Below are 16,830 nucleotides of genomic sequence, written 5' to 3' on the forward strand. Positions count from 1 at the left end.
GGACCCGCCACACCACCGCAGAGGCCCGATGTGACATGGCTTCGGCCTGCTTGGAGCACCCGAACCCACGTCACATCGAGCCGAACCGAGCGAAACTCACCCCACCCGGTGCAACCAAGTCACCGGCGCACCATCACCCGCCCGCCGGAACGGTTCCAAGGCGTCATCCCAAGCCGCGCCCAAGATCTCATCCACCCCGTGCGCGAACGACTCACCGCCTCTACTACGCGCAGCCAGTGCTCGAAGTTGGTCCTCCGAAACAACTATGTCGCCATTGGCGCTCGTGCGCGCGTGCCACAACCCCAGCACGGGCGCGAAGCAGTACCTCACGCCGTCCACACCTGGACTCGGGTCTTCCGTCACCTCGAACCTGAGCATCGGCCACGCCCTGAGCGCGGACACGAGTCGGGCACCGGTGCCGGCGTCGCCGGTCCAGTTGCATTCGGCGCGCAACTGACCAGGCGCCGCGGGTTGCGCCGCCCACTTGAGGTCCGCTCGCTCACCGAGGGTGCCCGAGATCGCCCACTCGACGTGCGGACAGACCGCAGACGGCGACGAGTGGACGTAGACCACGCCACTGCTGCTGCCACGGGTGCTCACAGCTGACCTCCGCTACTCGACGAGGGACGTCTTCCCCTACGACCTCTCGAGGATGCGGACGATCTTGCGAATTCCCGACTTGGTCATTCTGCCCGCTGCGGCAGCAGTCCGCCATAAGAACCATCGCGTTCCTCACCCAGGCGGGTCAGATACAGGGCTTTCGACCCTGAATCGGCGACCTCGCGGCCCGGGACCGAGCCGCGAGGTCACTTTCCGGGATCAACCGGCCACGTTCACGTGATCTTCCGAACCGGCCGCACGATGCCGACCGGAAGCCGGCCGCAGCGGTACCGACCCGCGATCAGACCCGCGCGCCAACCCACACCCCGGGTCACACCGCCCCGCGATCACACCGCCCCCAACGCGCGCACCGCGGCCACCACGTCGACCAATCCCGTTCCCTTGTCGTAGCTGGTCGTGTGCGGCCCGACGGCCCGGTACCCGGCCCCCGACCCGTACTTGTGCGCCGTCGACTTCAACGCCGCCTCGACCTGCCCGGCCGTCGCACCCGGCCTGGCCTGGAACAGCTGCGCCACGATGCCGGTGATGTGCGGCGCGGCCATCGACGTGCCGCTGATCGTGTTGAACGTGCCGACATCCAGCAGGCCCGGCCCGTTCTGCGGCTGCAACCCGGTCGCGCAGATCACCAGGTACGGCCGGCACGCCGACGTGATGCCCTCACCGGGCGCCGAGATGTCCGGCCACGTCGACGAGTCCGCCGCCAGCCCGCGCGACGAGTACTCCGACACCGCGCCGTCACGCGTCCCCGTGCCCAGGTCGTTGTACGACGCCACCGACAGCACACCGGGCGTCGGGTCCTGACCGGCCGGGTTGGACAGGTTCGCGCTCCCGTCGCCACCGTCGTTGCCGTTCGCCCACACCGTCACGACGCCCTCGGCCGCCAACGCCCGCTGCAGCTTGACCGTCGTCGAGTTCGGGTCGAACGCGCCGCCACCGGACGGCCCGTACGAGTTGTTGACCGCCTTGATCGGCGGGCACACCGACGCCGGGACACCCGCGCCGCACGGCGCCCGGTGGTTCTCCAGCACCCAGTTCAACGCCGCGTCGGCCCCGATGATGAACAGCACCGCCCCGGTCGAGATCACCACGGCCTTCGCACCCGGCGCCGCGCCGGGCACCACCGTGCCGTCGCTCAACGTCGTGTCACCGCCGACCGCGATCCCCGTGACGTGCGTGCCGTGCCCGCCGACCGACAACAGGTCCGTGTCGACCGACGTCGGCACGTCCAGGACGCACCCGGTCCCCGCGCTCGCCTCGTCCAGGCACACGCTCTTCAAGTTGCGCACGATCTTGGTCTGACCGTCGGCCTGCCGGAACGCCGGGTGCGTCGGGTCCACGCCCGAGTCGATCACCGCGACCGTGACGCCGCTGCCGTCCAACGCCAGCCCGTTCGCACCGGTCAGGGTCTGCCGCGCCGCCACCCCGCGCGTCGCCGTGTGCGAGGTCGACCCGGTGAACTCGATCGGCCGGTTCGCCTCGACGTACGTCACGCCGACCGCCGACCGCACGGCCGTGATCTGCGCGGCGGTGCCGCGCGCCGCGACCACGCCGATCCGGTCGAAGGCGGTGATCCGGCTGAGCCCGGCCTCACGCACCGCCCTCTCGGCGGCAGCGAGGTCGGCGCCGTGGACGAACACCGTCCCGGCCTGACCACCGGACAGTTCACCACTGGACAGTCGGCCGGCGAGCGACGTCGACACGGGGGCGAGCAGACCGGCCGAGGCGGACGGAACGACCGCCATCGACAGTGCCAGCGTGCCCGCCGCGAGCAGGGCGGCTTTGCGCATCACGGACAAACCTCCAATGCAGGGTTAAGCACCCCACTAACGAGTCACGCCCGTTCAGGTGATGGTCGTCACGCAACGTCATCTCCAGCGATGCGCGCGACCGGCCGTCACCCTGCGGCGCTACCGTGTCCGACCGTGTGGAACGCCGAACGTCAGACCGGGTGGAACGCCGACGCGTGCACCGCCGAGCGGCGCGATCTCGTGGTGATCCAGTGCGGCTGATCCGACTCGGGACCGAACCCTCCGCGGTGGGCGCCGACGTGCGCGCCGCGTTGAGCACCTGGGGCAACGGCGACGCCGTGCTCGGCGGTGTCGCGCTGCTCGGGGTCCGGCCGCCGGACAGCCCGCGCGACCTGGACGCGGTGATCGTGCTGCCGCGCGGCGTGCTGGTGGTCGTCGGCGTGGACCTGCCGGACCCGGCCATGCGGCTGGAGGCGCCGCTCAACGGGCAGTGGAAGATCGACGGCTGGCCGCTGACCCGTCCGGACGGCGCGACGAGCCCGGCCGCCGAAGCGCTCGCGGCCACCACCGCCGTCGCCCGCCGCATCCAGGACATGCGCGGCGAGCCGCTGCCGGTCACCACCGTGGTGGCCGTCGGTCCGTACGTCGGCCAGGTCGTGCAGTCGACCGTCGACCTGAACCGCGGCGTGCGCGTCCTGCACCCGAAGCCGACCACGCTGCTCGCCGCCGCACGCGAGCTGGCCACCAGCGACCGGCCGTGCTCGGCCGAGCACGCCGCCAAGCTGGTCGCCGTCCTCGCGCCGACCGGCGCGCCGCCCACCCGCCAGCACCTGATCGCCGAGGGCTTCTCCGACGCCGCGGCCGACCTGGCGTCCGCCAGCACGATGCTGCTGCCGAAGGTCACGCCCGCACCGGCAGGCCGCAAGCTGCTGCCCTACGCGGCCGGCGCGGCCCTCGCCGTGCTGCTGGTCATCGCCTTGATCGTCTCGCTGTCGTCGGGCGACACGGCGGACAGCTCGACGACCACCACGCCGACGCCGCAGCCGACCACGGTCGTGGTGGACGGCCGGAACTTCTCACCGCGCGGCGCGGACCGGACCGACGACTGCGCCTCGCACGCGTTCGGCGACGTCCGGGGGTGGCTGACCGGGCACCTGTGCATGCAGCTCCGGCGTGCCCAGTACGAGACCACAGTGGACGGCCGCAAGGTCGGCGTCGCGATCGCCGAGCTGAGCCTGCCCGACGCCACCCGGGCGGGCGAGCTGCACGCGGTCGCGTCGACGGCGGGCTCGGGCGGCGTCACCACCCTCGTCAAGGAGGGCAAGGGCTGGCCGGGCGGTCCGGCGACGTTCGACCGGTCGGCGATCCGCGTGTCGGCGAAGGGCGCGCAGCTGCGCATCACGCAGGTGGTGTGGACGGAGGGCGAGCAGGACCCGGCCGACCCGAAGCTGGCCGAGATCGCCGATCAAGCCCTGCGACTGCCCGCCTCGCAGGGGTGAGCGCAGGAAGCCCGGCAGCGGACCGGCCCGAGGGGCGAGCGCACCGGCACAAGACCAGCGCCCGACCCTCGACGACGCCCGCTCAGCGTCCCGTGCGCACCATGCCGACACCGATCAACCCGAACGCCACGTGCAGCACGATCACCAGACCGGCCACCGCGCACAACGTCTCCGTGCCCGGTTTGCCGGCGATCGCGCCGAACGAGAACAGCCACCCGCCCACCGCGATCGCGAATCCGGTGAACAGCACCGGTTTCGGCACGTGGGCCAGGCACAGCAACGCGTTGGACCGCGCGCGGAACAACGTGTGCAGCACGACCGGCACGATCAGGAATCCCGGCAGGTGCACCGCGACCGGCGGCCACGAAGGGCCGCCGGGCAGGAACGTGGACGCGATGACGAAGGCGCACCACAGCACCGCGCCGATCGCGAGAGCCACAGTTCCCCTGGTCACGACCGCAGTGTAATGAGCTGAAGCCGCATTTTGAGGTTAAGAGTCTTTATGGACGCACCATCGATACGGCACTCGGCGGAGGCTGTACACGATGTGCTGACACACCGTGCACACAGCGTCAGAGACCGTAGGCCTCGAGGAGCCTCAACCACACCTCACTGATGGTGGGGTACGCCGGAACCGCGTGCCACAACCGGTCCACGGTGACCTCGCCGACGATCGCGATGGTGGCCGCGTGGATCAGCTCCGCCACGTCCGGACCCGCGAACGTGACGCCGACGAGCGTGCGCTTGCGCTCGTCCACGATCATCCGCGCCTTGCCCCGGTAGCCGTCCGCGTGCAGGGACGACCCGGCCACCGCGATGTCCAGGTCGATGACCCTGATGTCCAGCCCCGCCTCGCGGGCCTGCGCCTCGGACCAGCCGACCGACGCCACCTCGGGATCGGTGAACACCACCTGCGGCACGGCCGTGTGGTCGGCCGTGGCGACCGGCGCCGTCCACGGCTCCGGGTCGGTGGCGCCGGTGACGATCGCCGTGCCGACCGCCCGCGCGGCGTACTTGCCCTGGTGGGTCAGCAACGCGCGGCCCGTGACGTCACCCGCCGCGTACAGCCAGTCCACTCCGGACACCTTGCCGGTGTCGTCGACCTCCAGCGCCTCGCCCGCGGTGAAGCCGAACTGCTCCACGCCGAGGTCGAACGTCGCCGGCTGACGGCCGGTCGCGATCAGCAGGTGCGCACCTCCCACCTCCGACCCGTCCGACAACTTCAGCGAAACCCCGCCCGCCCCGCCTGATCCGTCCGAAGTGGACACACCGACCGCCTTGACCCCGGTGACGAGCCGAACGCCGTCCTCCGCCAGCCCTTCCGCGACCAGGTCGCCCGCGAACGCCTCGAACTTCGGCAGCGGGCGCCCACCGGACACCACCAACGTGACGTCCGAGCCGAGCCGGGCCCACGCCTGCGCCATCTCCACACCCACGACGCCGCCGCCGAGCACCACCAACGACTCGGGCACCTCCTGCGCGGCGGTGGCCTCGCGGGACGTCCAGTAGGGCACGTCCGACAGGCCGGGAAGCGACGGGATGCGCGGCACGCTGCCCGTGCACACCACGACCGCCTTGGTCGCGGTCAGCACGCGCCCGTCCACGTCGACCCGGCGTTCTCCCGCCAACCGCCCACGCCCGCGCACCACGGTCAGCCCGGCGCCCTCGGCCCACTCGACCTGGCCCGAGTCGTCCCAGTCGGAGGTGAAGCTGTTGCGCCGCTTCAACACCGCGGCCGGGTCCAGCCGCTCGCCGACCGGCACGCCGGGCACCCGACGGGCGGCGGCGAGCGCGTGCCCCGGGCGCAGCAACGCCTTGCTCGGCATGCACGCCCAGTACGAGCACTCACCGCCGACACGTTCGGCTTCCACCAGCGCGGTCCGCAGGCCGCCGGCGGCGGTCCGGGCGGCGGCGTTCTCGCCCACCGGGCCGCCGCCGATCACGATCACGTCGAAGTCGTCGCTCACCGGTCCACCCCACACCACCCGGACCGGCGCGGCAAGTCACGAGGGGTCGAACACCCCGGACAACATCTTCAAGATCACCCCGTCGGCCGTGCGGAGCACCACCGCGCGCTCGTCGGGATCGACCCGTTCGGCCAGCTTGAACATCGCGTCCGCGGTCTGGGCGGCCATCCGGAACGTCAGCGTCACCGGCGCGTCGCCACGCACCGCGAAGCGGGTCAGGAACAGGTCGCGCAGCCGTTCGGCCATCAGCTCGTACTGGTCGACGGAGGCGTCGAGGCGGTGCCCGTCGAGCAGGTCGCTGAACCGCACCCGCCCGAAGCCGGGGATCTCGATCAGCATCCGCAGGTAGACGGCGACGACCTGCTGCACCGCTTCCCGCCAGTCCTCGGCGAGTCGACCCTCGGTGAACAGCGATTCCACGCGACCCAGGTACTCCTCCATGCCGCGCAGCGCCAGCGCGTGCACAACAGAACGCTTGTCCGGGAAGTATTGGTAGAACGATCCAATTGGCACGCCTGCTAGCTCGACGATCCGGGCGGTGGTGATGTCGTCGTAGTCGTAGTCGTTGAGCAGCGTCGCGCAGGCGTCGACAATCGCGGACACCGTCGCGGCGCCGCGCTGCTGAACAGGCTGACGACGCATCACCTTGGCTAAGCGGTTTTCGGCGGGATTTTCTGGCACGCGCACATCTTGATGGATACGGACCGGTAAGCCCAAACAGGCGATTCCGGAATGTGATGTGAGGTCTGCTCGTCTTTCCGGGATAGATTGTTGGGGCGCAAAACTATTTGCATACCCTGACCGGATCGCGAAATCCGGCCCGACTCACCGCGAGCGGCGCTGCGCCGGGACGGGTTCGGGCAGTTCACCGGGTGTGTCGCGGGCCGGCGGCCGTTCGGCGGAAGCCGGGCGGACGATCGGCGTCCCCGGCCGTCGGCGCGGTGGCCGAGTCACGTAGGGGCCGACCAGCCGGGCCAGCACCAGCCCCGGCGCGACCAGCGGCACCACCGCCGACAGCGCGACCGCCGTCGCGCCGGCCCTCGCCACGTCCCGCGGGATGACCGCCACCCGGTCGACCACGAACGCCCGCCGCCCGGTGATCGACACCAACCCCATCACCGCGAGGAACACCGCGAGCGACAGCAGCGCCCACCGCACCGCGACGTAGCCGACGTCCTCGGCCGCCGCCATCACCGCGAGCCAGCCGACCAACGCCGACGCCTGCCGGCTCGCGCTCGTCATCGCCCACAGCAGGCCGCCCGCCACGGCGAGGAACCCGGTCCGGCCCTCGAACCACCCGCGCGCCGCGTCCAGCCACCCCGTCGGCAGACCGGCCCACCGCACCGGCAGCACCTCCAGCGGGCTCGGCGCGCCGAACGCCTGACCCACCACCCACGCCAGGGACCACGCCGACACGACCACCGCGAACCCGAGCTGCCACTTCGGCCGGTCCACCGCGACGCGGCACAGCCTGGCCAACTCCCGGCGCTTCTCCTTCACCCGTCCCAGCGTGCCGGAGTGATCATGGCCCGCGATCCGGTTTCACCCGCGTGCCTTCGTAGAGCCGCTCATCGGGTGGTGGGGCCACCGGCAGGCCATCACCCGGCGTGCTGCCGACGTGGCGCACGGCCCCACGACGCCGGCCGGCGACACGGCCCCGCCTCACCTCGGGAACACGCTCGGGTGATCTACCCCGGATCACCGTCACCCGCCGGCGGCACAGGCCACATCATGGCCAGCGGACACCACCCGATCACGAAGAGGAGGCGGTCGTGCGCAGGCTGCTACCGGCGTTGCTGGCGGCGTTGTCGATCACCTGGACGACCGGTGCGGCGGTCGCCGAACCGGACTACGAGTACGTGGCGCTCGGCGACTCGTCCGCAGCGGGTCCGCTCATCCCGCAGCAGGACCCCGCGGCCCCGGGCTGCCAGCGCTCGACGCGCAACTGGCCGTCGGTGCTGGCCGCCCGGATCGGGGCCCGGCTCACGGATGTGACGTGCTCCGGCGCCGTGACCGACGACCTGGCCGGGTCGCAGGCGACCGTCGACGGGGAGCAGCAGGCGCCGCAGGCCGACGCGCTGAGCCCGTCGACCGACCTGGTGACGGTCACGATCGGCGGCAACGACGTCGCGCTGGTCGACGCGGCGCTGCGGTGCGTCAACCTGATGCCCCCACCGCTCGGGACGTCGTGCCGCGACGAGTTCACCGCCGGCGGTCGGGACGAGTTGGCCGAACGGATCGACGCCTACGCGGCAGAGTTCGCCGACGCGCTCGACCTGATCTCCGCACGCGCTCCCGAGGCTCGGATCGTGGTGGTCTCCTACGGCACCCACATCCGGCGCAGCGGCTGCTACCCGGACCAGCCGATCTGGCCGAAGGACGCGGACTACCTCCAGGGCAGCATCCACCGGCTGAACGTGCTGTTCGCCCGCGCGGCGGCCGAGCACGGCGCGTCGTTCGTCGACGTCGAGTCGCCGAGCGCGGGCCACGACGCGTGCGCGCCGACGCGGGAGAGGTGGTTCGAGGGCGTGGTCGTGATCGGCCCGGCCGCGCCGCTGCACCCGAACGAGGAAGGCATGGCCGCGGTCGGCGGGATCGTCGCCGACCAGCTGCAGCCGCGCGGGTAGCCGCCCGCCACCAGGACCGACAGGCCGCCGTCGAGCACCCGCTCGGCGGCGGCCTTCGCGCGTTCACGGAGTCGGGTCGCGGGCGCGGAGTTGTTCACGCACCGGCGGGAGAACGTGTAGTAGATTAGACGTTCTGCGCATGACGAGCGCAGGACTGTGAGCCCGCAAGGAACCGTCAGCCGCAATGCGACACAGGCTGATAAAACACGCTATCCAGAAATGAGGCACGTTGTCAAGCCCCTCCGATGACCTCCGGCTCGCGGAAACCGAGTCGGAGCAGGAATACGTGTCGATGTTGTACGGCAGGCTGGACGACCTCCGCGAGCAGAGCTCGAAGCGCCTGGCCGGCGCGCTGCGGCAAACCGGTGGGACGCACCAGATGCGCTCCGAGCGGGACACCTCGGTGGCCATGTACTCCGACCAGCTGGCGCAGTACAGCGCGGTGGAGAACGGGTTGTGCTTCGGCCGGCTCGACTTCCACACCGACGAGCGGTTCTACATCGGCCGGATCGGCTTGTTCGACGAGGACAAGGAGTACGAGCCGCTGCTGATGGACTGGCGCGCGCCCGCCGCCCGCCCGTTCTACCTGGCCACCGCCGCCGCGCCGGAGGGCGTCCGCAGGCGCAGGCACCTGCGGACCAAGCAGCGCAAGGTCGTCGGGTTCGACGACGAGGTGCTGGACATCAACTCGGTCGACCTCGACCGCCGGTCCGAGGGCTTGACCGGCGAGGCCACCCTGCTGGCCGCGGTGAACGCGAGCCGCACCGGCCAGATGGGCGACATCGTCGCGACCATCCAGGCCGAGCAGGACAAGATCATCCGCACCGAGCTGAACGGCGTGGTCGTCGTGCAGGGCGGTCCGGGCACGGGCAAGACGGCGGTCGCGCTGCACCGCGCGGCGTACCTGCTCTACACGCACCGGCGGCAGCTGGCGAAGCGCGGCGTGCTCGTGGTCGGGCCGAACGCGACGTTCCTGCGCTACATCGGCCAGGTGCTGCCGTCGCTGGGCGAGACGGGCGTGCTGCTGTCGACCGTCGGCGAGCTGTTCCCCGGCCTCACCGCGGTCGGCCGCGAGCCCGCCGAGGTGGCCGCGTTGAAGGGCCGCATCGAGATGGCGGACGTGGTCGCGCACGCGATCCGGGACCGGCAGGAGGCGCCGAGCCTGGTCGAGGTCCCGTTCGACGGCGACGTGCTGCGGTTGGACCGGCGGGCGATCAGCGACGCCCGCGGCCGGGCGCGGCGCACCAGGCGACCGCACAACGAGGCGCGGCGGACGTTCCAGCGCGAGATCATCTCCACGCTGGCGTCGCAGGCCGTGTCCCGGCTGGGCAAGCACCTGCTCGACCAGGCCGACATCGATGACATCCGGCGCGAGCTGCGCGAGGACCCCGCCGTGCAGTCCGCCATCGGGAAGCTGTGGCCGACGCTGTCGCCCCAGACCCTGCTCGAAGACCTGTACGCGTCGCCGAAGCTGATCACCAAGGCCACGCCGAAGCTCTCCCCCGCCGAGCGCGAGCTGCTGGCCCGGCCGCGCGGCGCCGAGTGGACGCCCGCCGACGTGCCGCTGCTCGACGAGGCGGCGGAACTGCTCGGCGAGGACGACACCGAGGCCAAGGCGCGGGCCGAGCGGCAGCGGCGGCAGGCGATCGACTACGCGCAGGGCGTGCTGGACATCCTCGACCTGGAGGACGACGCCGATCCCGAGATCCTCATGGCGACCGACCTGATGGACGCCTACAAGCTGGCGGAGCGGCACGGCGCGGAGCGCTACGAGACGGCGGCCGAACGCGCGGCGGCGGACCGGACGTGGACGTTCGGGCACATCATCGTGGACGAGGCGCAGGAGCTGTCCCCGATGGCGTGGCGGACGTTGATGCGCCGGTGCCCGTCCAAGTCGATGACCGTCGTCGGCGACATCGCGCAGACCGGCGACATCGCGGGCGCGTCGTCGTGGCACGAGGTGCTGTCGCCGTACGTGATGGACCGCTGGAAGCTCACCGAGCTGACGGTCAACTACCGGACGCCGTCGGAGATCATGGCGGTCGCGGCGGACGTGCTGGCGTCGGTCGACCCGGACCTCGTGCCGCCGACGTCGGTGCGGGACAGCGGTTTCGCGCCGTGGAGCCTGCGGGCGGCGTCCCTGGTCGAGGCGCTGCCGTCGGTGGTGGACAAGGAGGTCGCCGCGATCGGGGACGGCAAGCTGGCGGTGATCGTGCCGTCGGCGTCGGTGGCGTCGTTGCGCGCCGCCGTGCCGGGCGCTTCGGACGACCTCGACGCGCAGGTCGTGGTGCTGGGCGTGACCGACGCGAAGGGCCTGGAGTTCGACTCGGTGCTGGTCGTCGACCCGGCGGGCATCCTGGCCGAGTCGCCGCGCGGCGCGAGCGACCTGTACGTGGCGCTGACCCGGGCCACCCAACGGCTCGGCGTCGTGCACACCGGCGACCTGCCGGAGGTGCTGGGCCGGTTGGCTACCGTGTGACCGGTGACCGGTTTAGAGGCGGCCGCGAGTCGCACCGCGGCCAAGGTCGGCGGCAAGCTCTTCGGCGCCGCGAAGCAGTCCCTCGCCCGGAAGCGGGTGCGCCGTGACAGCCGCACGCTGACGGCCGTCAGGGTCGCCGACGAGTTCATGGCCTCGTTGGACGGCACCCAGGCCGAGCGGGTGCTGCGGTACCTGGAGTCCCCGGACTTCGAGGAGATCGCCCTGCAGCTGACGTTGTGGCGGCTGCTCCAGGACAAGAAGGCCGAGGAGATCGAGCCGACCCTCCGCGAGGAGATCCGGCACGGCCTGCGGCACGCGGCCGACCTGCGACCCGAGCAGCTGACCACCGGCGCCGACCTGGTGGCGGGGTCGCTGCTCGTCGCGGTGCAGGAGGAGTCCGAGGGGATCCACGGCCGTGACGTCGACAAGGCCACCGCCGCGGGCGTGGCGCACCTCGCCGCGGCGGCGACCGCGAACACCCGGCTGCTGGCGCGGCTCGGGTCGCTGGCCGAGATCCACCGGTTCGCGGAACTGCTGCGCAGCCAGGTGGCGCAGGAGCACGCGGTGATCCGCATGCCGCACCTGGGCCTGCACCGGTCCGTGCCCTACTCGCAGCTGCACGTGCAGCCCTCGCTGAGCGGCCTGGGTGAGCTGACCGCGCCCGGCCGCCGCTCGGTGATCCTGGGCGATCCGGGTGCCGGGAAGTCGACGTTGGCGGCCAAGCTGGCGTGGGACACGGCCACGGGCGCCGACGGCCGCGTGCCGTTGATGCTGGTGCTGCGCAACTTCACGCCTTCGTTCCGCGAGGGCGGGCGCGGTCTGGTGTGGTACCTGCGCAAGTCGTGCGAGGAGCCGTACAACGTCACCCCGCCCGACGACGCGATCGAGTACCTGCTGGGCAACGGCCGCGCGGTCGTCATCCTCGACGGGGTGGACGAACTGGTCGAACCGGAGCTGCGGCAGCGGTTCGCCCGGCTGGTGGAGTCGTTCACCCGCCTCTACCCCCTGGTGCCGGTGGTGGTGACCGCGCGCAAGATCGGGTACACCGACGCCCCGCTCGACGCCGCGCTGTTCACCACCGGTGGCATCGAGGAGTTCGACGAGGAACGGGTCGGGCGGTACGCCCGGAACTGGTTCGCGCTGAGCGAGACCGTGCCCGAGCGGGAACGGCAAACGTTGGCGGAAGCGTTCCTGCGCGAGAGCGAGTCGGTCGGCGAACTCCGCGCCAACCCGCTGCTGCTGGCGCTGCTGTGCAACATGTTCGCGTACGAGCACTACATCCCCGGCAACCTGGCGCAGGTCTACGAGAAGTGCGCCCTGATGCTGTTCGAGCAGTGGGACCACCGGCGCGGCCTGAAGGACCTCCCCCGGTTCCAGGGCCGGTTGCGCAGCGCCGTCGGCTACCTGGCGTGGCAGCAGTTCACCGCGAAGTCGTCAGGGGCCGGCTGGCCGCGCGGGCAGGTGGTCCGGATGCTGACCGGGTTCCTGGAGGGCAAGGAGTACCGCCCGGACGAGGCAGAGGAGGAAGCCGAGCGCTTCGTGGACTTCTGCTCGGGCCGCCCTTGGGTGCTGACCGACATCGGCGGTGGCGCCACCGAGGCCCGGTACGGCTTCGCCCACCGGACGTTCATGGAGTACTTCGCCGCCGAGCACCTGGTGCGCACCAACCCCACGCCGGCGGCGCTGTGGTCGGCGTTGGAGCCGATCGTCGCCAACATGCAGTCTGCGGTCGTCCCCCAAATCGCGCTCCAACTGATCGACGAGCGGCAGGACGACGGCGCCGGCGAAGTCCTGCGGTTGCTGCTCCGAAGCGGTGGCTACATCAACCTCGAACTCGCCGCCCGGACACTCGGTTATCTGACCCCGACGCCGGGGGTGCTCCGCTCCGTGGCCGAAGCTGTCCTGCGATATGTGATCTCAAAGCCTTTGGAGAACCTGTTCTTCATCTGGCGCGGCACCGGCCGGCCTGCCCTGGACTACCCGTTGGAGATTGCCGCGTTGGACAGTCTGCCGCAGAACGCAGCGATCGTGCGCGCCACGGTTGCCGAGCGACTTCGTGATGCCATTGACCTCGGCAATCGAACGGCCGAGGTGCTGTGGCATCGCTTGTTCTCCGATGCTTCCGAGGAGGGGGACTGGCCCTCCCCCCTGGAGGACACCCTCCGAAAGTTCGGTCCGAGGGCCGTCTACCTGTCGCGGGCGGCCGACCCGCTGGCCGAGTCGAACCTGACGACGTGGGGTTCAGTCGATCCTCGATTGTTCATCGATGCGGATCTGCCTTGGGTGTCCAGTGAGCATTGGCGGAGTCGATTGAGAGACGCGGAAGCCGATCGAACGTTCCTGGACCTTTGGCGGGGACATGGTTCGGAACTGCTGCTCCAGCTCCCGGATTTGGAGTTCTACGAGCGGCAACCGGATCTGTACGACGTCGACGGCGTGCCCCCGCTGATGGTCGACTTGGTGAACGGCCGAAACGACGACCAGGCGCGGCAGCGGGTGTTGGCGACCATGGGTGAGATGGACGTGCCCGAGGAGGTGCGGGCCTTCCTCGACCGGTGGATGAGGCGGGAGTTCAACGTCATCGGGTGAGGGCGTAGCCGAGGGCGGCGGCGGCCAGGCCGGTGGTCAGGCTCGCGGTCACGTTGGCCAGCGCTTGGAGGTAGCGGCCGTCCTCGGTCAGCCGCACGGTCTCGTAGCTGAACGTGCTGTAAGTCGTCAGGCCGCCGCACAGGCCGATCCCGACCAGTGCGAACAGGTCTGGTGACGTGCCGGCGACAGAGCCGAGCACGAACGAGCCCGCGACGTTGACCACGAGTGTGGCCCAGGGGAACGACCGCTGGACCAACCGACCGGCCGCGTAGCGCAGCGACGCGCCCACCGCCGCGCCGACGAAGACCAGCAGCAGCGTCATGGCCACACCTTGCGGGTCGCGGCCATGGCGGCGAAGGTCGCGCACAGCGCCAGGAGCAGGGTTCCCACCAGGTACGCGACGGCGGTGAGGCCGCCCAGCCGCACGGCGTCCAGCGCGTAGCCCGAGAACGTGGTGAAGCCGCCCAGCACACCGATGCCGAAGAACGGCCGGGCGAGCGGGTGCAGGCGTGGCACCAGGACCATCAGCACGCCGATCAGCGCGCAACCGGCGACGTTGATCAGCAGCGTGCCCCACGGACCCGGGACCACCGCGGACAGGCCGTGCCGCGCCGAGCCGCCGAGGCCGCCGCCCAGCGCGACCGCCGCGACGGTACGGACCTCAGTGCGCACGCAGGTGGTCCACCAGGTGGTCCAGCGCGGCCAGGGCGCGGACCACGTCGGCGCGCTCGCCCGGTTCGAGCTTGTCCAGCGCCGACCCGATGCGCTTCTCGTGCGCGGCCTGCCAGACGGCCAGCTGCTCGTGCCCCTGCGGTGTCACGGACAGCCTGGCCACGCGGCGGTCGCTGGGGTCGCCGCCCCGTTCGACCAGACCGTTCTCGATCAGCTGGCCGACGAGCCCGCTGACCGTGTTCGGCGCCAGCCGCAGCTCGGCCGCGAGGTCGCCCACGCGCATCGGCGGGCGCTCGGCGAGCGTCTGGAGCAACTCGACCTGCGCCATCGGCAGGGAGTCCCACGGCCATTCCGACCGGATGCTCGTGCGCAGTGCCCGCCGGAGCCTCGTGACCACGTCGGTGAGCGAGCGTGCCTCGTCTGACATGCGCGAATGGTACTGGGTCGCAATATGTCGGATACCGAGATAGTCTGGCCACGATGAATCGCGTGCTGCACTGGTTCGTCGCGGAATCACCTCGCCCGCGGCGGGTCGCGACCTGGGCCGGTGCGCCCTGGTTGGCCGTGGCCACGGTGTGCCTCGGCGCGTTCCTCGGCCAGTTCGACGCGAGCGTCGTCACACTCGCCCTGCCCGCATTGCGGGACGATTTCGGCGCGTCACCCGAGTGGGTGTCGCTGGCGTACCTGTTGACGCTGGCCGCGTTCGTCGCGCCGATCGGGAAGTGGTCGGACCGGCGGGGCCGCAAACTCGTGTACCTGTACGGGTTCGCGGTGTTCACCGGCGCGTCGGTGGCGTGCGCGTTGTCCCGGGACCTGGACGTGCTGATCGCGTTCCGCGTGGCGCAGGCGTTGGGCGCGGCGATGTTGCAGGCCAACAGCGTGGCGCTGGTGGTGGCGGCCGTGCCGCGCGACCGGGTGCGCGCGGCGTTGGGCGTGCAGGCGACCGCGCAGGCGATGGGGCTGGCGCTCGGCCCGACGGTCGGCGGCCTGCTGGTCGAGGCGTTCGGGTGGCAGTGGGTGTTCCTGGTCAACGTGCCGGTCGGCGTCGTCGCCCTGGTCGCGGGCCACTTCCTGTTGCCGCGCACGCGTGAGCGCGGCAGCGGTCCGGTCGACGGGGTCGCGGTCGTGCTGCTCGCCACGGCCACCACCGCGTTGCTGCTGGTGCTGTCCGGCGCGAGCCCGTTGCTGCTGGTGCTCGCGCTGCCGGCGGGCGCGGGCTACGTGTGGCGGGAACCGCTGGTGCGCCGGGTCAAGGGCGGCCTGTTCGGCGCGACGTGCGGGTACCTGGTGCTGTTCGGACCGCTGGTCCTGGTGCCGTTCACCTCCGACCGAGGCCCGTTGGCGACCGGCTTGCTGCTCACCGCCCTGCCGGTCGGGTTCGCACTCGGCGCGGCGCTGCCGTGGCGCGTGCCGCGAGCAGGCGCGGCACTGTCCACAGTGGCCTGCGGGGTGCTCGCCTGGCACGTGCACCCGATCGCCCTGGTCGCGCTGGGCCTCGGGCTCGGCCTCTTCATCCCGGCCAACAACGCGGCCGTGCTCGGCGCCCTCCCCCGGGGTGACGCCGGGTCGGGCGGTGGCCTGGTGAACCTCGCCCGCGCGCTCGGCACCGCGCTCGGCGTGGCGGTCCCGCTCTTCGTTCACGCGCACTGGGGACCCCGAGTGGCGTTCGGGGCACTGGCGGTGATCGTTCTGACGATCATTTGTACGCCGATCGGGGACAAGCTGCCCCGTCTCCGCCCACGGGTTCCGCCGCATCAGTAATCTCGCCCCGGTGGGGCGAGAGCTCGGGCTGGCACACACACGGGTGAGGACGAGGTGGCGGATCGGCTGAGCTGGGTCCCCGACGACGTGAACACCGGGCTGCCCAGCGCCGCACGGCTCTACGACTACCTGCTCGGCGGCGGGCACAACTTCGCGGCCGACCGCGAGCTCGCGGAGCAGTTCCTCCGCGCGCAGCCCAACGCCCGCACCATCGCCCGGCTCAACCGCGCGTTCCTGCGGCGCGCGGTGCTGCACCTGGTCGACGCCGGCGTCCGGCAGTTCCTCGACCTCGGCTCCGGCATCCCGACCGTCGGCAACGTGCACGAGGTCGCGCGCAAGGCCGCGCCCGAGTCGCGCGTGGTCTACGTGGACTTCGAGGACGTCGCCGTCGCGCACAGCCGGATGATCCTGGCCGACGACGACCGGTCCGCGATCCTGCACCAGGACCTGACCGAGCCGGACGCGGTGCTGGCGGACGTCCGCGACACCGGCCTGATCGACTTCGCCGAGCCGGTCGGCGTGCTCGCCGTCGGGATGTTCCACTTCGTGCCGCCCGAGCGCGACCCGGCCGGCGTGGTCGCCGCGTACCGCGACGCCGTGCCGCCGGGCAGCCACCTCGCCCTCTCCCAGTTCACCTACGACCTGCAACCCGAGGCGATGGCCCGCGTCGTGGCGGTGATGCGCGACAGCCCGGACCCGATGTTCCCCCGCACCCACGCCGAGATCACCGCCCTGTTCGACGGCTTCGAGCTGGTCGAGCCCGGCGTGGTCCCGCTGCCGCGGTGGCGGCCGGAAGAAGGCTCCGTCGAGGAGGACGCCGACCGGGCGGGGATCTTCGCCGGGGTGGGACGCAAGAAGTGAGCCGAC

General features: G+C 71.6%; 15 protein-coding genes. 6 read left to right on the forward strand and 9 right to left on the reverse strand.

Annotated elements, in window-relative coordinates; all coding sequences use genetic code 11:
• Nucleotides 1-96: 96 nt before the first annotated feature.
• Together AB0H12_RS15120 and AB0H12_RS15125 are read right to left on the reverse strand one after the other, a co-directional pair.
• Nucleotides 97-600, reverse strand: coding sequence for a DUF3145 domain-containing protein (locus AB0H12_RS15120; RefSeq protein ID WP_123743506.1), 504 nt, complete (start codon nucleotides 598-600; stop codon nucleotides 97-99).
• A gap of 347 nt (nucleotides 601-947) precedes the next feature.
• Nucleotides 948-2,408 carry a S8 family peptidase gene (locus AB0H12_RS15125; protein ID WP_499623480.1) on the reverse strand — a complete coding sequence of 487 codons (1,461 nt, stop codon included), beginning with the start codon at nucleotides 2,406-2,408 and terminating at the stop codon, nucleotides 948-950.
• Between the two features lie 212 nt (nucleotides 2,409-2,620).
• Between AB0H12_RS15125 and AB0H12_RS15130 the strand changes: the two genes are divergently transcribed.
• On the forward strand, nucleotides 2,621-3,868 hold the full coding sequence (locus tag AB0H12_RS15130; protein ID WP_499623481.1) for a hypothetical protein: 1,248 nt from the start codon (nucleotides 2,621-2,623) through the stop codon (nucleotides 3,866-3,868).
• 82 nt (nucleotides 3,869-3,950) lie between these two features.
• Here the strand turns inward: AB0H12_RS15130 and AB0H12_RS15135 are convergent, their stop codons facing one another.
• The 4 genes from AB0H12_RS15135 to AB0H12_RS15150 all read right to left on the reverse strand — a co-directional run bounded on the left by AB0H12_RS15135 (nucleotide 3,951) and on the right by AB0H12_RS15150 (nucleotide 7,335).
• Nucleotides 3,951-4,322 carry a hypothetical protein gene (locus AB0H12_RS15135; RefSeq protein WP_498773498.1) on the reverse strand — a complete coding sequence of 124 codons (372 nt, stop codon included), beginning with the start codon at nucleotides 4,320-4,322 and terminating at the stop codon, nucleotides 3,951-3,953.
• Between the two features lie 118 nt (nucleotides 4,323-4,440).
• Complete coding sequence (locus tag AB0H12_RS15140; RefSeq protein WP_499623482.1) at nucleotides 4,441-5,835, reverse strand: dihydrolipoyl dehydrogenase family protein; 1,395 nt, start codon at nucleotides 5,833-5,835, stop codon at nucleotides 4,441-4,443.
• A gap of 36 nt (nucleotides 5,836-5,871) precedes the next feature.
• On the reverse strand, nucleotides 5,872-6,552 hold the full coding sequence (locus AB0H12_RS15145; protein WP_499623483.1) for a TetR/AcrR family transcriptional regulator: 681 nt from the start codon (nucleotides 6,550-6,552) through the stop codon (nucleotides 5,872-5,874).
• Between the two features lie 108 nt (nucleotides 6,553-6,660).
• The gene (locus AB0H12_RS15150) at nucleotides 6,661-7,335 is read right to left on the reverse strand and encodes a hypothetical protein (protein WP_499623484.1); all 675 of its coding nucleotides are present in this window, start codon (nucleotides 7,333-7,335) and stop codon (nucleotides 6,661-6,663) included.
• Nucleotides 7,336-7,607: 272 nt separating this feature from the next.
• On the opposite strand from AB0H12_RS15150, the gene AB0H12_RS15155 reads away from it, so the two are divergent.
• From AB0H12_RS15155 to AB0H12_RS15165, 3 genes are all read left to right on the forward strand, one after another.
• A complete protein-coding gene (locus AB0H12_RS15155) occupies nucleotides 7,608-8,462 on the forward strand; it encodes an SGNH/GDSL hydrolase family protein (protein ID WP_499623485.1) in 855 nt (284 codons plus the stop codon).
• 229 nt (nucleotides 8,463-8,691) lie between these two features.
• Nucleotides 8,692-10,941, forward strand: coding sequence for a HelD family protein (locus tag AB0H12_RS15160; RefSeq protein WP_499623486.1), 2,250 nt, complete (start codon nucleotides 8,692-8,694; stop codon nucleotides 10,939-10,941).
• Between the two features lie 3 nt (nucleotides 10,942-10,944).
• Nucleotides 10,945-13,530, forward strand: coding sequence for an NACHT domain-containing protein (locus AB0H12_RS15165; protein WP_499623487.1), 2,586 nt, complete (start codon nucleotides 10,945-10,947; stop codon nucleotides 13,528-13,530).
• On the opposite strand, the gene crcB is transcribed toward AB0H12_RS15165, so the two are convergent.
• The 3 genes from crcB to AB0H12_RS15180 are packed head-to-tail and all read right to left on the reverse strand — an operon-like array spanning nucleotide 13,520 to nucleotide 14,629.
• Complete coding sequence (gene crcB, locus AB0H12_RS15170) at nucleotides 13,520-13,852, reverse strand: fluoride efflux transporter CrcB (protein WP_499623488.1); 333 nt, start codon at nucleotides 13,850-13,852, stop codon at nucleotides 13,520-13,522. The genes AB0H12_RS15165 and crcB overlap by 11 nt on opposite strands.
• Nucleotides 13,849-14,202 (reverse strand): fluoride efflux transporter FluC, encoded by a 354-nt coding sequence (locus tag AB0H12_RS15175; RefSeq protein ID WP_499623489.1) that lies wholly within the window; start codon nucleotides 14,200-14,202, stop codon nucleotides 13,849-13,851. Before AB0H12_RS15175 ends, crcB begins: the two co-directional genes overlap by 4 nt.
• Nucleotides 14,192-14,629, reverse strand: a complete 438-nt coding sequence (locus AB0H12_RS15180; protein ID WP_230566821.1) for a MarR family winged helix-turn-helix transcriptional regulator — start codon at nucleotides 14,627-14,629, stop codon at nucleotides 14,192-14,194. Before AB0H12_RS15180 ends, AB0H12_RS15175 begins: the two co-directional genes overlap by 11 nt.
• Nucleotides 14,630-14,682: 53 nt before the next feature.
• On the opposite strand from AB0H12_RS15180, the gene AB0H12_RS15185 reads away from it, so the two are divergent.
• Together AB0H12_RS15185 and AB0H12_RS15190 are read left to right on the forward strand one after the other, a co-directional pair.
• Nucleotides 14,683-15,963 carry an MFS transporter gene (locus tag AB0H12_RS15185; RefSeq protein WP_499623490.1) on the forward strand — a complete coding sequence of 427 codons (1,281 nt, stop codon included), beginning with the start codon at nucleotides 14,683-14,685 and terminating at the stop codon, nucleotides 15,961-15,963.
• Nucleotides 15,964-16,017: 54 nt separating this feature from the next.
• Entirely contained in the window at nucleotides 16,018-16,824 is an 807-nt protein-coding gene (locus tag AB0H12_RS15190; RefSeq protein ID WP_499623491.1) for an SAM-dependent methyltransferase, read from the forward strand.
• Nucleotides 16,825-16,830: the final 6 nt, after the last annotated feature.

This window comes from Actinosynnema sp. NPDC023794 (assembly GCF_040639675.1).
GTDB classification, from domain to species: domain Bacteria; phylum Actinomycetota; class Actinomycetes; order Mycobacteriales; family Pseudonocardiaceae; genus Actinosynnema; species Actinosynnema luteola.

Coding starts and splice junctions, on each gene's coding strand:
- AB0H12_RS15125 (WP_499623480.1), bottom strand. CDS start 2,408: ATGCGCAAAGCCGCCCTGCTCGCGGCGGGCACGCTGGCACTGTCGATG.
- crcB (WP_499623488.1), bottom strand. CDS start 13,852: ATGACGCTGCTGCTGGTCTTCGTCGGCGCGGCGGTGGGCGCGTCGCTG.
- AB0H12_RS15185 (WP_499623490.1), top strand. CDS start 14,683: ATGAATCGCGTGCTGCACTGGTTCGTCGCGGAATCACCTCGCCCGCGG.
- AB0H12_RS15180 (WP_230566821.1), bottom strand. CDS start 14,629: ATGTCAGACGAGGCACGCTCGCTCACCGACGTGGTCACGAGGCTCCGG.